Below are 13,668 nucleotides of genomic sequence, written 5' to 3'. Positions count from 1 at the left end.
GCCGTGACATGACCGATTACAACGCCCTGGGCGATGACGAATTCCGCCGGCTGGTGCGCGACTGGGTCGCCGCCAACTACCCGCAGCGCATCCGCAACCCGGCCCACCGCCTGGGCCGCGACGACACCTGGGAGTGGTACCAGGCGCTGTCCAAACAAGGTTGGTTGTGCCCTGGCTGGCCAGTGCAGCACGGCGGCATGGGCCTGTCTGCCGGCAAGCAACTGATCATGATCGAAGAGATGGAAAACTACGGTTGCGCGCGCCTGCCCGACAGCGGCATCACCATGCTCGGCCCGCTGCTGATCCGCTACGGCACCGACGCCCAGCGCGAGCGCTTCCTGCCGCGCATCTTGAGTGGCGAAGACATCTGGTGCCAGGGCTACAGCGAGCCCAACGCCGGCTCCGACCTGGCCAGCCTGCGCACCGAGGCGGTGCTGCGTGACGGCGAATGGGTGATCAACGGCCAGAAGACCTGGACCACCATGGGCACCGAGGCCAACTGGATCTTCGTGCTGGCGCGCACCGAGCGCAGCGCCAAGGCGCAGCAGGGCATCAGCTTCCTGCTGGTGCCGATGGACAGCCCCGGCGTCGAGGTTCGGCCGATCCTCAACCTCGAACTGCAGGGCGAATTCTGCGAGGTGTTCTTCAACGACGTGCGCGTGCCCCAGGAGAACCTCGTCGGCGCGGTCAACCACGGCTGGGGCATGGCCAAGGCGCTGCTTGGCTTCGAGCGCATCTTCCTCGGCTCGCCCAAGCAGGCCACCTTCGCCCTCGAACGCCTGGTGCGCCTGGCGCGTCACCAGGGCCTGTGGGACGACCCGGTGTTTTCCCAGCGCTTCGCCGCGCTGAGCATGGACCTGGACTGCCACAAGGCGCTCTACGAGCGCTTCGCCGAACGCCTGCGGCGCGGCGAGGAACTGGGCCCGGACGTTTCCCTGCTGAAGATCCACCAGTCCGAGCTGTACCAGCGCATCAGCGAGCTGGGGCTGGAGATCGCCGGCCTCGATTCGGCGCTGCTCAACCCCTTCAGCGACGATCCCGAGCTGCACCCGGCGGGCATCTTCATCCAGTCGCGGCCGACCACCATCTACGGCGGCACCAACGAGATCCAGCGCAACATCCTGGCCAAGGCCGTGCTCGGCCTGCCGAGCTGATCGTGCGCGTAACCAACTTTCTGATTGAACGAACCGTAAGGAATTAGCAATGACCCAACGACTCAACGAAGGCAAGGTAGCGATAGTCACCGGCGCCGGTGGCGGCATCGGCCGCGAGATCGCCCTGGCCCTGGCCGACAGCGGCGCGCGGGTGCTGATCAACGATATCGGCGTGTCCCTGCAGGGCGAGGGCGGCTCGGCGTCCCCGGCCGAGGAAACCCTCGGGCTGATCCGCCAGCGCGGTGGCGACGGCGCGATCAACACCGACAGTGTGTCGGACTGGCACAGCGCCCGGCGCATCGTCTCCAGCGCCATCGACGCCTTCGGCCGCGTCGACATCGTGGTGAACAATGCCGGCATCCTTCGCGACACCATCTTCCACAAGATGAGCGCCGAGGACTGGCTGTCGGTGATCAACGTGCACCTGAACGGCAGCTTCTTCGTCAGCCGCGCCGCCGCCGAGCACTTCCGCGCGCAGAACAGCGGCGCCTTCGTGCACATGACCAGCACCTCGGGGCTGATCGGCAACTTCGGCCAGGCCAACTACTCGGCGGCCAAGCTGGGCATCGTCGCGCTGAGCAAGTCCATCGCCCTCGACATGCAGCGCTACAACGTGCGCTCCAACTGCATCGCGCCCTTCGCCTGGAGCCGCATGACCGACTCCATCCCGGCCGAGACGCCGGAACAGAAGGCGCGGGTGGAAAACCTGCAGCGCATGACGCCCGACAAGAACGCGCCGCTGGCCGTGTACCTCGCTTCCGACGCCGCCAGTGCGGTCAACGGCCAGGTGTTCGCCGCGCGCAACCACGAGATCTTCCTGATGAGCCAGAGCCGCCCGCTGCGCAGCGTGCACAGCGACCACGGCTGGACGCCGCAGAGTATCGCCGAGCACGGCATGCCGGCGTTGCGCGGCAGCTTCATGGACTTGGCGCGCAGCCCGGACGTGTTCTCCTGGGACCCGATCTGACCTTTCGGAGGCAGGCGCATGTTCAAGACCCGATTCACCGAAACCTTCGGCGTGCGGCACCCGATCATGCAGGGCGGCATGCAGTGGGTGGGGCGCGCCGAGATGGCGGCGGCGGTCGCCAATGCCGGCGGCCTGGCCACTCTGTCGGCGCTGACCCAGCCGACTCCGCAGGCGCTGGCCGACGAGATCGCGCGCTGCCGCGAACTCACCGACCAGCCCTTCGGCGTGAACCTCACGCTGCTGCCGACGCAGAAGCCGATCCCCTACGCCGAGTACCGCGCGGCGATCATCGAGGGCGGCATCCGCGTGGTGGAGACTGCCGGCAACAACCCCGGCGAGCACATCGCCGAGTTCCGCCAGCACGGCATCAAGGTGATCCACAAATGCACCGCCGTGCGCCATGCGCTCAAGGCCGAGCAACTGGGGGTGGATGCGGTGTCCATCGACGGCTTCGAATGCGCCGGCCATCCGGGGGAGGACGACATTCCCGGCCTGGTCCTGCTGCCGGCGGCGGCCAACCGGCTGAGCGTGCCGATCATCGCCTCCGGCGGTTTCGCCGACGGTCGGGGACTGGTGGCGGCGCTGGCGCTGGGGGCCGACGCGATCAACATGGGCACGCGCTTCCTCAGCACCCGCGAATGCCCGATCCACCCGCAGGTCAAGGCGGCGATCCGTGCCGCCGACGAGCGCTCCACCGACGTGATCATGCGTTCGCTGCGCAACAGCGCCCGGGTCGCCCGCAACGTCATCAGCCAGGAGGTACTGGCCATCGAGGCACGCGGCAATGCTACCTACGCCGACATCGCCACACTGGTCAGCGGCCTGCGCGGGCGCACGGTCTACGAGCAGGGCGACACCGACCTGGGGATCTGGTCGGCGGGCATGGTCCAGGGTCTGATCGATGACGAGCCCAGCTGCGAGGAACTGCTGCGCGGCATCGTCGAGCAGGCGCGCGGGCTGATCCGCCAGCGACTGGAGGGTCTGCTCATCCAGTGATTTTCAATTTGGCGGCGTGGGAGCAAGCGCTTTTTCTGAACGCCTGTGCCTGGGCTTGCCCTCTCCCCCCGCCCTCTCCCTGAAGGGAGAGGGAGCTGTCCGTGCCGGCTGACGCCAAGGTTTCAACCTGCACCGAACGGTCCCCTCTCCCTTCAGGGAGAGGAGAGGGAATGGGCTTGCACGGACTTTCATGAAGCAGCGGCGCCGCCTTCACCTCACCTGACGAAGAGACAACAACAATGAAAAATCTTCCCGTACGGGCGCTCGTTTCGAGCGTCGCCTGCCTGCCCCTGTTCGCCCACGCGGACTTCATCGCGGACAGCAAGGCCAACCTGGAACTGCGCAATTTCTACTTCAACCGCGACTACCGCCAAAGCGGTGCCGCCCAGTCGAGATCCGAGGAGTGGGCGCAGGGGTTCCTGCTGCGCTTCGAGTCCGGCTATACCGAGGGCACGGTCGGCGTGGGCGTCGATGCGCTCGGCCTGCTGGGGATCAAGCTGGACTCCAGCCCCGACCGCACCGGCTCCGGTCTGCTGCCGTACTCGGCCAGCGACAAGCGCGCTGCCGACGACTACAGCTCCCTTGGCTTGACCGCCAAGCTGCGCGCCTCGAAAAGCACATTGAAGGTCGGCACCTTGCTGCCGAAGTTGCCGGTGGTGCAGTACAACGATACCCGCCTGGCCCCGCAGACCTTCCAGGGCGGCCTCGCCGAGATCAACGAGATCGACGGCCTCACCACACAGATCGGCCAGCTTCGCCAGGTGAAGCAGCGCGACTCGACCAACGAGGAAGACCTGTCGATGACCCGTGGCAACAAGCGCAACATCGTGCTCGGCAGCCACAGCAGCAGCGACCGCTTCAACCTCGCCGGCGGCACCTACCGCTGGACCGACAACCTCAGCACCAGCTACCACTACGGCGGCCTGGAGGACTTCTACCGCCAGCACTACCTGAGTGTGGTGCACACCCTGCCGATCACCGAGGGCCAATCGCTCAAGTCCGACATCCGCTGGGCGCGCTCCACCGATGACGGCGGCAGCAATGTCGACAACCGCGCGCTCAACGCACTGTTCACCTACCGCATCGGTGGCAGCGGATTCGGCGTGGGCTACCAGCGCATGTCCGGCGACACCGGTTTCGCCTACCTCAGCGGCACCGACCCGTACCTGACCAACTTCGTGCAGATCGGCGACTTCGCCAACAAGGACGAGCGCTCCTGGCAGGTGCGTTACGACTACGACTTCGCCGGCCTCGGCCTGCCCGGCCTGACCTTCATGACCCGTTACCTGCAGGGCGACCACATCGACCTGCTCAATGGCCAGGGGCGCGGCAAGGAATGGGAGCGCGACACCGATATCGGCTACGTCGTGCAGAACGGCCCGTTGAAGAACCTCGGCTTCAAGGTGCGCAACGGCGCCTTCCGCAGCGACTTCGGCAACGATATCGACGAGACGCGGGTGATCGTCAGCTATCAGATGCCGCTCTGGTAGCTGGGAAAATAAGCGGTGGGGGTTTGGCCAGAATCGCTCCGCCCGTGGCGGGAATGTCCCTTTCCGCCAAAGTCTGAACCGTGATTCACTGCTTTCCATGCAGTGAATCAGGATTCAGACCATGGCTTACCGGCAAACCCCGGCCCGCCTGCAAAAGGACGGCGAACAGCGTGAGCGCATCCTCGCGCTGGCGCTGGCGCGGGTTGCCGATGGCGGCTTCAGCGCGCTGACCATGCAGGGCCTGGCGGATGACGCCGGCATCGCCACCGGCAGCCTCTACCGGCACTTCAGCGGCAAGGGCGAGCTGGCCGCCGAGGTCTTCGCCCGTGCCAGCCAGCGTGAGGTCGATACCCTGGGCGAGCTGCTGAAAGCTCCCGGCAGCGCCTCCGAACGCCTGAACCGTGGCCTGCACCAGTTCGCCGCGCGCGCCTGGGGTAGCCGCCAACTGGCCTTTGCGCTGATCGCTGAACCGGTCGATCCGGAAGTGGACGAGCAGCGCCTGATCTACCGCGAAGCCTACGCCGCGCTGTTCGTCACCCTGCTGGAGCAGGGCATCGCCACCGGCGAATTCCAGCCGCAGTCGGTGCAGCTGACCGCCGCCTGCCTGGTCGGCGCCATCGCCGAGGCTCTGATCGGCCCGCTCTCGCCGCCGGCCCGCGCGGCACGGGATGCCGGGCAATCCAGCGCTTCCCTGGAGGACGTCAGCGACGCCCTCGTGACCTTCTGCCTGCGCGCCGTCGGGGCGCGCCCATCCGTTCTGCCAACGCCTGCCTCGCCCACAATCGCCACGGAGGACCCGCCATGAGCCTGCACCAGTACGCCGAAACCCATGAAGTGACCAACCAGGTGCCGCCACTGGACGGTGCCAACCTTTATCGCATCGACCTGCCGCTGCAGGAGTGGGTGCGTCGCTATGACGGCGGCTTCGCCGAGCAGAAGCTCGACGCTTACGGTGCGCTGGCCGGCGGGCCATTGATGGCGGCGGGCTTCCTGGCCAACGAGAACAAGCCGGTGTTCAAGTCCCACGACCGCTACGGCCATCGCATTGACCTGATCGAATTCCACCCGGCCTACCACGAGCTGATGCGCGCCTCCATCGAGACCGGCATTCCCTCCATGCCCTGGACCGACCCGCGTGCCGGCGCCCAGGTCGCCCGCGCGGGCCTGAGCTACCTGCACAGCCAGGCCGAAGCCGGCACCGGCTGCCCGCTGACCATGACCTTCGCCAGCGTGCCGGCGATCCGCCTGCAAGCGGACATTGCCGAGAAGTGGCTGCCGAAGATCCTCTCCACCGAATACGACCCGCGCAACCTGCCCATCGAGCAGAAGGCCGGCGCCACCATCGGCATGGCCATGACCGAGAAGCAGGGCGGCACCGACGTGCGCGCCAACACCACCCGTGCCTATCCGGTGGGCATTCCCGGCCCGGGCCAGGCCTACGAACTGGTCGGCCACAAATGGTTCTGCTCGGCGCCCATGTGCGATGCCTTCCTCACCCTGGCCTACACCGACAAGGGCCTGACCTGCTTCCTGCTGCCGCGCCACCGTCCGGACGGCAGCCGTAACGAGTTCTACATCCAGCGCCTGAAGAACAAGCTGGGCAATTGGTCCAACGCCTCCAGCGAGGTGGAATACCGCGGCGCACTGGCCTGGATGGTCGGCGAGGAAGGCCGCGGCGTGCCGACCATCATCGAGATGGTCGCCATGACCCGCTTCGACTGCATGATCGGTTCCAGCTCCCTGATGCGCCAGGCACTGACCCAGGCCGCGCACCACTGCGCCTACCGCCAGGTCGGTGGCCGCGTGCTGGCCGAGCAGCCGCTGATGCAGAACGTGCTGGCGGACCTGGCCCTGGAAAGCGAAGCCGCGCTGGCACTGACGATGCGCATGGGCCGCGCCCTGGACCATCTGCACGACGAGCAGGAGGACAAGTTCGCCCGCCTGGTCACCGCCGTGGGCAAGTACTGGATCTGCAAACGCGCCCCCGCGATGATCAACGAAGCCGCCGAATGCCTGGGCGGCGCCGGCTACGTCGAAGACACCATCCTCCCGCGCCTGTACCGCGAAGCGCCGGTCAACTCCACCTGGGAAGGCTCCGGCAACGTGCAGTGCCTGGACGTGCTGCGTGCGTTGTCGAAGGAACCGGGCGTGCTCGACGCGCTGTTCGCCGAATTGGGCGATGGCCACGGCGACGCGCGACTGGCCTCGTTCATCGGCAACCTCAAGGCGTCCTTCGCCGACACCCAGGACATCCAGTACCGCGCCCGCCAGCTCACCGAGAACGTCGCCATCGCCCTGCAGGCCAAGCTGCTGCTGGAAGCGGGCAACTCAGTGGTCTCCGACGCCTTCATCGCCAGCCGCCTGGACGATGGCGGTCGTGTCTACGGCACCCTGCCGCGCGGGGTGGATGTGGAAGCGCTGGTAGCGCGCTCGACGCCGCACCTGGCGTAATGCAACTTTGCCAGCTGCCCGCCACGGGCAGCTGGCCCGCTCCTGTCACTGATCGTCTGTGTTGAATCTGTCATCCCTTTCTGTGACGGAAGCAGGCAAGATGGAGCTGATCGTTCAGACAGGATGCCCACCATGAGTCTTACGACTGGCGATGAGTTCTTCGTCGCGCAGACTGCCGAAGAGGCCGTCGATCAACTGGCCGTGCTCCACGAGCGCGCCACCGGCGCCCTGAACCAGGCGCTGAAGCGGTACCTGAAGGACCGCGAAGTCCCCGACGCGCAGCAGCGCGAACAATTCCGCTACCCCCTGCTGCGGGTGACCTACCTGTGCCAGGGCGAAGTGCCCTCCACCACCCGCGCCTACGCCAAGGTCCAGGTGCCCGGCACCTACGCGGTGACCATCACCCAGCCCAAGGCCTTCCGCAAATACCTGCTGGAGCAGCTGCGCCCGCTGATGGAGGACTTCACCGTGCGGGTGGAGGTCGGCGTCAGCCAGCAGAACATACCTTACCCTTATGTGGTGGAGAGCGGCGACGAGCTGGGAGGTTCCGGCGTGACGGCCGCCGAACTGGCGCGGGTGTTCCCCAGTACCGACCTGTCGGCCACCTCCGACGGCGTGGCCGACGGCCTGTACGAATGGGAGAACGCCGACCCGATGCCGCTGGCGCTGTTCGACGCCGCGCGTACCGACTTCTCCCTGCGCCGCATGGTGCATTACACCGGCAGTGACTGGCGCCATGTGCAGCCGTGGATTCTGCTGACCAACTACCACCGCTATGTCGACCAGTTCATCCACCTGGGCCTGGAGCGCCTGCGCGACGACCCGCGCTTCGTGCGCATGGTGCTGCCGGGCAACGTGATCATCGAGCGCGGCACCGACGAGGGGGAAGCGAACGCCATCGTCGCCAGCGTCGAGTGGCACCGCTTCCAGATGCCGGCCTACCACCTGATCGCCGAAGACGGCGACGGCGTGACCCTGGTGAACATCGGCGTCGGCCCGTCCAACGCGAAGAACATCACCGACCACCTCGCCGTGCTGCGTCCGCATTGCTGGCTCATGGTTGGCCACTGCGGTGGCCTGCGCCAATCGCAGACCATTGGCGACTACGTGCTGGCCCACGCCTACATGCGCCGCGACGGCATCCTCGACCGTGTGCTGCCGCCGCACATCCCGATCCCGGCGCTGGCCGAGGTGCAACTGGCATTGCAGGAAGCCGCCGCGCTGGTGACCGGCGAGCGCGGCGACCAGCTCAAGCGTCGCCTGCGCACCGGCACCGTGCTCACCTATGACGACCGCAACTGGGAGCTGCACTGGGCCCAGGAGCGCCCGCTGATCAACCTGGCGCGAGCGATTGCGGTCGACATGGAAAGCGGCACCATCGCCGCGCAGGGTTATCGCCTGCGGGTGCCCTATGGCACGCTGCTGTGCGTGTCGGACAAGCCGCTGCACAGCGAGATCAAGCTGCCCGGCGCTGCCACGGCCTTCTACCAGCGCGCGGTGAGCCAGCACCTGTCCATCGGCATCGCCGCCGTCGACCTGCTGCGCACCCAGCTCAACTCGCTGCACTCGCGCAAGCTGCGCAGCTTCGACGAGCCGCCGTTCCGCTGATCTGCGACAGGGCGCGAAGCGCCTGCCAGGGCGATGGTGGTTGCCCCGGCTGCCGTGTAGGGCGCATAACGCGCCAGCGTTATCCGCCGTGGTGGTTGCGGCGGATAACCTGTTCCAGGTTATGCGCCCTACGGCCTTGAGGGCGTGCTGGTGATTTGTTGCCCTCGCAGGCGGGGCTGAAGAATGCCGAAGGAGAGAGTTGCCGATGACCGATCCTCGCAAGACCCCGGCGGGCCGTGTGCTCGCCCTGCTGGACCTGACCTCGCTGAATGCCGGCGATGACCTGCAAAGCACCGTGGACCTCTGCCGCCGTTCCCTGACGCCATACGGCGAAGTGGCGGCGGTGTGCGTGTGGCCGAAGCTGGTGCACGTTGCCCGGCGTACGCTCAACACCCTGGGCGGGCGCTCGGTGAAGGTCGCCAGCGTGTGCAACTTCCCCGCCGGCAATGCGCCGCTGGCGGATGTGGCGGAGGAGGTGCGCAAGACCCTCGCCGAGGGGGCTGATGAAATCGATCTGGTCTATCCCTGGCGCAAGCTCAAGGCGGGCGACGCCACCGCTGCGGAGGAGCTGATCCGCACCTGCAAGACACTCTGTGGTCCCTACCATCGCCTGAAAGTCATCCTGGAAACCGGCGAGCTGGCGGATCCGGAGCTGATCCGCACGGCCTGCCGCGAAGCCATTGCCGGCGGTGCGGACTTCCTCAAGACCAGCACCGGAAAGGCGACCACGCCCGCGACGCCCGAAGCTGTGACGGTGATGCTCGAATGCATCGAAGAGGCGGGCGGCAAGGTCGGGCTGAAGGTGTCCGGTGGGCTGCGCAGCCTGGCCGACGCACTGCAATACCGGGCGCTGGTGGAGGAGCGTTTCGGCTCGGCGTGGATAACGCCCGAGCACCTGCGTTTCGGAGCCTCCGCCTTGCTCGACGATCTACTGCGCGAGCTGGGCGTTGAAGCCAAGCCCATCTCCACTCGCAGCAATTGAACCGAGCGCATTGACGCTACCCGAGGCGGGCCTGGAAGGCTCGCCTACCGCGCTACGGGGAACCGTGGCGCGTCCCTCCGGTCGGACCTTCGCCGACCTTTTCCGCTGGTGATCCCATGCCGTTTCGCGCTCCTTCTCACCTTACCAACCCGCTGCGCCGTTTCGCCCGCCGACTGGTGGAAAACGGCACGCCCGAAGTTGCCGCGCCGCTCCCCCTGCCCGACAGCATCGCCGGCGAACCCTGGTTCTCCGTGGGCAAGGCGGTGCAAGGGCTGGGCGGTGAGCGGGTGGATGGCTGGTGCCTGGAAGAGTGGCCAGGCCTGGCGCTGCGCGGCCGTTTTAGCGCCTGCTGGCGCGACGCCCAGGGCCGCCTGTGGAACGTGTTGCCGGGCGGGGAGGCCATCGCCTTCCTGCCTGACCCGAAGCGCCGTTACGAAGGCGTGCCACTGGCCGAACAGCTGCACGCGCTGCAGCGTGACGAGCTGCTGGAAGACTACCTCTGGCTCAGCCGCGAGCTGAGCAAACCGCAGTTGGACGACGAGCGCCGAGAAGTCCGTGAATCCATGCGCCAGCGCCTGGAAAGCTGGCTGGAGCTGGGTGGCCGCGGCGACAAGCCGTGTCCGTGCAATAGCGGAAAGCGTTATCGCAACTGCTGCAGCAAGCGCGTCCGCGAAAACTGACCCAAGGGGATTTTTCGTAGGGCGAATAACGCACCAGCGTTATCCGCCGAGAAGGGCCGCCGGATAACCCGTTCTACCGTTCTGACGGTTTTTGTAGGAGCGAGCTCGCTCGCGAACCGCCCAGCATCCAAGTCGCCGGAATGCACGTTCGCGAGCAAGCTCGCTCCTACAGGGATGCATCCGGCATCGGTGGAACCTGCCATTGTTCCCCCGGCTTCGGCGCGCGGAAACGCTCCGCCGCCACGCCTCGTTTCTGCAACGCTGCCGCCAGGTCGCTGACCGGCGTGAACTGGCCTTCGTCGCTCAGGCGGAAGGTGCCGAAATGGATCGCCATGCTGCACTGCGAGTCCAGGTGCTGGTGTGCCTGCACGGCGTCATCCGGGTTCATATGGTGGCGGCGCATGAACCAGCGCGGTTCGTAGGCGCCGATGGGCAGGGCGGCGAAGCGCATGGGGCCGAAGCGCTCGTACATCAGGCCGAACTCTTCGCCCAGCCCGGTATCGCCGGGAAACAGCAGCGGGCCATCCGGCGACTGCAGCACGAAACCCATCCACAGCGTGCGGTTGGTGTCGCGCCGCGAGCGCGCGGACCAGTGCTGCGCCGGCACGCCGGTGAGCAGCATGCCCTCGGGCATCGGCAGGCTCTGCCACCAGTCCAGCTCGGCGATATCGGTGAAGCCGCAGGCGCGGATCAGCTCGCCGTTGCCCAGTCCCGTCACTACCTTCGCCGACGGGAAGCGCCGCGCCAGCTCGCGCAGGCTGTGGATATCCAGGTGGTCGTAGTGGTTGTGACTGACCAGGATCAGGTTGATCGCCGGCAACTCGTCCAGCGCCAGGCCTGGCGGATGCACGCGCTTGGGGCCGACGAAGCTGAACGGGCTGGTTCGCTCGCACCAGAGCGGGTCGGTGAGGATGTTCAGGCCACGGTGCTGGATCAGCAGGGTGGCGTGGTTGATGTAGGTGACGCGCAGTTCATCGCCCTCGACGCGCACCGGAGTTTCCGGGCGCTCATCGCGGCCGGGCTGGGCGATCCATTCCTGCTGGCGGCCGCGTTCGCGCTGCCATTTGAGGAAGGCGCGCAGGCCATGGTGCGGCCGGCGGTCGAGGTTGTGGAAGCGGGTGCCGTCGAAATGCTCCGTCTGCGGGCCGCGATAGCGGGCGCCGAGGCGACCGCTGAGGTTCTGCAGGGTGATCAGCCAGGTGGGGTGGCTCTTGGGCATGCTCGTGCGCGCTCTTGCGATGAGTACTCGGCACAACCTAGCATGCCGGGCATTCGCCGTACCCCCAACCTCGGTTACCAGTCTTTTCGCCATGCCCCGTCCTCCGCGCCCCAGCAATCGCCGCCCCGCCAGCCGTCCCGCGCCTCGCCGCGTGGCCAAGGCGCCGCCAGCGCAACCGAAGCTGATCCTGCTGAACAAGCCGTTCGACGTGCTGACGCAGTTCAACGACAGCGAGGGCCGCGCGACGCTGAAGGATTTCGTCGATGTGCCGGGCATCTACCCGGCCGGCCGCCTGGACCGCGACAGCGAGGGCCTTTTGCTGCTGACCAATGATGGTCGCTTGCAGGCGCGCATCGCCGATCCGAAGCACAAGCTGCCGAAGACCTATTGGGTGCAGGTGGAAGGCGAGCCGAGCGACGAGCAGCTCGAACAGCTGCGCAAGGGCGTGCAGCTCAATGACGGCCCGACCCTGCCGGCCGAGGCCCGGCGGCTGGTGGAGCCGCAGCTATGGGAGCGCGATCCGCCGGTACGCTTCCGCAAGTCGATTCCGACGGCCTGGCTGGAACTGGTGATCCGCGAGGGGCGCAACCGCCAGGTGCGGCGGATGACGGCAGCGGTCGGCCTGCCCACGCTGCGCCTGGTGCGCGTGCGCATCGGGCCGTGGCAGTTGGATGGGCTGCAGCCGGGACAGTGGCGGGAAATCAGCCCCGAGCTCTGAGGCTCGGGGTGGGGCGTGGGTCAGAAGCCGCCTTCGAGCCCGGCGACGACCACGGACTTGATCAGGAAGCCGAGCACGCCCAGGCCCAGTGCGAAGAACAGCACCAGGGTGCCCATGCGGCCGGCCTTGGACTTCTTGGCGAGGTCCCAGACGATGAAGGCCATGAACAGGATCAGGCCGGTCACCAGGCCGTACATCATCCAGTCTTCGAAACTTTCGTTCATTACTGCTCCTGCCCGGTGCGGAGGGTGTCCGAGGGACGCCGGGACGCGGTGGTGGTGAAGAAGGCGCGCATTATACGCATGCGGTGCTTTGGTGTTCAGAACCGTTCATAAAATGATCAGTTCCTGCTGTGGGCTGGGTGGAATGCCGGGCAATTCCCCGCCATGGCGCGGCTGGTGGGGAAATCTGCGGTATTGATTTGATTCTGCGGGAGGCGGGGTGCGGTGCTGTGTCGCAGGGGCGGCTTGTCCGGCGGACGCTGTGCTTTGAGGTCTTCCAGGGAGATATCCGCACGCTCCGGAGTGCCCCTTTCAGGAGGCCGAAGGTGATCGAAGTTTCAGGGGTTGAGCGACATGGATGTCGCGAGAGCCGCGATGGGCCAGGGATGGCCCTTCGCGGCGGGCCCCTGGAACTCCGAAGAACCGAGGGTACTTTTCGCGAAGCGAAAAGCCGGATGGCAGGGGCGAGACCTTTGCCTCCTATGGGGCGTTTGCCAAAGGAGGTTGCCCGAGGGGGCGAAACACGGAGTCCGCGCGGACGCCGAAGCGGCGCATAACACCCAAGCCAAAAGCATCGCGGAGAAGCTCCGCTCCTACAAAAAAACCTCCCGGCTCAGACCCGCAGGTGATCCAGCGGCAGCTCGGTACTGGCCATCACATTGCGCAGCACGAAGCTCGAGCGCACGCTGGTCACGCCCTCGATGCGGGTCAGGGTGCCGAGCAGGAAGTGCTGGTAGTGTTCCATGTCCGGCACCATCACCTTGAGCTGATAGTCTGCGTCCATACCCGTCACCAGGCTGCATTCCAGCACTTCGGGGCATTTGCCGATGATCTGCTGGAAGTGCTCGAAACGCTCCGGTGTGTGGCGGTCCATGCCGATCAGTACGAAGGCGGTGAGGCTCAGGCCGAGCTTCTTGCTGTCCAGCAGGGCGACCTGGCGGACGATGTAGCCGTCGTCCTCGAGCTGCTTGACCCGCCGTGAACAAGGGGAGGGAGATAGTCCGATACGTTCGGCCAGTTCCTGATTGGAGATGCGCGCATCGCGTTGCAGTTCGGCAAGAATGCGCAGGTCGTAGCGGTCCAACTTGTCCATGAAAGCCTCGTGTTTCTATTTAATTGCGCTTGTGGCGTAATTTTTAGGAATTTGTTGCTCAGGTGGTGCCTGTGTTAGCAATCTTAGCA

The 13,668-nt window shown here is 66.5% G+C and carries 13 protein-coding genes; 10 read left to right on the top strand and 3 right to left on the bottom strand.

Going from position 1 to position 13,668, the window contains the following annotated elements; translation table 11 throughout:
* Window positions 1–8: 8 nt before the first annotated feature.
* From C167_RS0128725 to C167_RS0128685, 9 genes are all read left to right on the top strand, one after another.
* Complete coding sequence (locus tag C167_RS0128725) at window positions 9–1,154, top strand: acyl-CoA dehydrogenase family protein (protein WP_017521783.1); 1,146 nt, start codon at window positions 9–11, stop codon at window positions 1,152–1,154.
* A 49-nt stretch (window positions 1,155–1,203) separates the two neighbouring features.
* Window positions 1,204–2,121: an SDR family NAD(P)-dependent oxidoreductase gene (locus tag C167_RS0128720; protein ID WP_017521782.1), complete on the top strand. Its 918-nt coding sequence runs from the start codon at window positions 1,204–1,206 to the stop codon at window positions 2,119–2,121.
* Between the two features lie 18 nt (window positions 2,122–2,139).
* Complete coding sequence (locus C167_RS0128715; RefSeq protein WP_017521781.1) at window positions 2,140–3,117, top strand: NADH:ubiquinone reductase; 978 nt, start codon at window positions 2,140–2,142, stop codon at window positions 3,115–3,117.
* Window positions 3,118–3,356: 239 nt separating this feature from the next.
* Window positions 3,357–4,607 (top strand): OprD family porin, encoded by a 1,251-nt coding sequence (locus C167_RS0128710; protein ID WP_017521780.1) that lies wholly within the window; start codon window positions 3,357–3,359, stop codon window positions 4,605–4,607.
* A gap of 121 nt (window positions 4,608–4,728) precedes the next feature.
* On the top strand, window positions 4,729–5,412 hold the full coding sequence (locus C167_RS0128705; protein ID WP_017521779.1) for a TetR/AcrR family transcriptional regulator: 684 nt from the start codon (window positions 4,729–4,731) through the stop codon (window positions 5,410–5,412).
* Window positions 5,409–7,058: an acyl-CoA dehydrogenase family protein gene (locus C167_RS0128700; protein ID WP_017521778.1), complete on the top strand. Its 1,650-nt coding sequence runs from the start codon at window positions 5,409–5,411 to the stop codon at window positions 7,056–7,058. Before C167_RS0128705 ends, C167_RS0128700 begins: the two co-directional genes overlap by 4 nt.
* A gap of 132 nt (window positions 7,059–7,190) precedes the next feature.
* The gene (gene amn / locus C167_RS0128695) at window positions 7,191–8,666 is read left to right on the top strand and encodes an AMP nucleosidase (protein ID WP_017521777.1); all 1,476 of its coding nucleotides are present in this window, start codon (window positions 7,191–7,193) and stop codon (window positions 8,664–8,666) included.
* 205 nt (window positions 8,667–8,871) lie between these two features.
* A complete protein-coding gene (gene deoC / locus C167_RS0128690) occupies window positions 8,872–9,648 on the top strand; it encodes a deoxyribose-phosphate aldolase (protein WP_017521776.1) in 777 nt (258 codons plus the stop codon).
* 116 nt (window positions 9,649–9,764) lie between these two features.
* Window positions 9,765–10,328, top strand: a complete 564-nt coding sequence (locus C167_RS0128685; RefSeq protein WP_017521775.1) for a hypothetical protein — start codon at window positions 9,765–9,767, stop codon at window positions 10,326–10,328.
* Window positions 10,329–10,494: 166 nt separating this feature from the next.
* On the opposite strand, the gene C167_RS0128680 is transcribed toward C167_RS0128685, so the two are convergent.
* Window positions 10,495–11,547 carry an MBL fold metallo-hydrolase gene (locus C167_RS0128680; protein WP_017521774.1) on the bottom strand — a complete coding sequence of 351 codons (1,053 nt, stop codon included), beginning with the start codon at window positions 11,545–11,547 and terminating at the stop codon, window positions 10,495–10,497.
* 151 nt (window positions 11,548–11,698) lie between these two features.
* On the opposite strand from C167_RS0128680, the gene C167_RS0128675 reads away from it, so the two are divergent.
* Complete coding sequence (locus C167_RS0128675) at window positions 11,699–12,265, top strand: pseudouridine synthase (protein WP_017521773.1); 567 nt, start codon at window positions 11,699–11,701, stop codon at window positions 12,263–12,265.
* A 20-nt stretch (window positions 12,266–12,285) separates the two neighbouring features.
* Here the strand turns inward: C167_RS0128675 and C167_RS0128670 are convergent, their stop codons facing one another.
* Window positions 12,286–12,489, bottom strand: a complete 204-nt coding sequence (locus C167_RS0128670) for a DUF2788 domain-containing protein (protein ID WP_017521772.1) — start codon at window positions 12,487–12,489, stop codon at window positions 12,286–12,288.
* Between the two features lie 610 nt (window positions 12,490–13,099).
* Window positions 13,100–13,579: an Lrp/AsnC family transcriptional regulator gene (locus C167_RS0128665; protein WP_017521771.1), complete on the bottom strand. Its 480-nt coding sequence runs from the start codon at window positions 13,577–13,579 to the stop codon at window positions 13,100–13,102.
* Window positions 13,580–13,668: the final 89 nt, after the last annotated feature.

Origin of the sequence: Pseudomonas nitroreducens TX1, from assembly GCF_000313755.1 — a bacterium.
In the GTDB taxonomy this organism is placed as follows: Bacteria; Pseudomonadota; Gammaproteobacteria; order Pseudomonadales; family Pseudomonadaceae; genus Pseudomonas; species Pseudomonas nitroreducens_A.
Note: the sequence above shows the minus strand (reverse complement) of the source record. Positions and strands in the feature narration are given on the sequence as shown.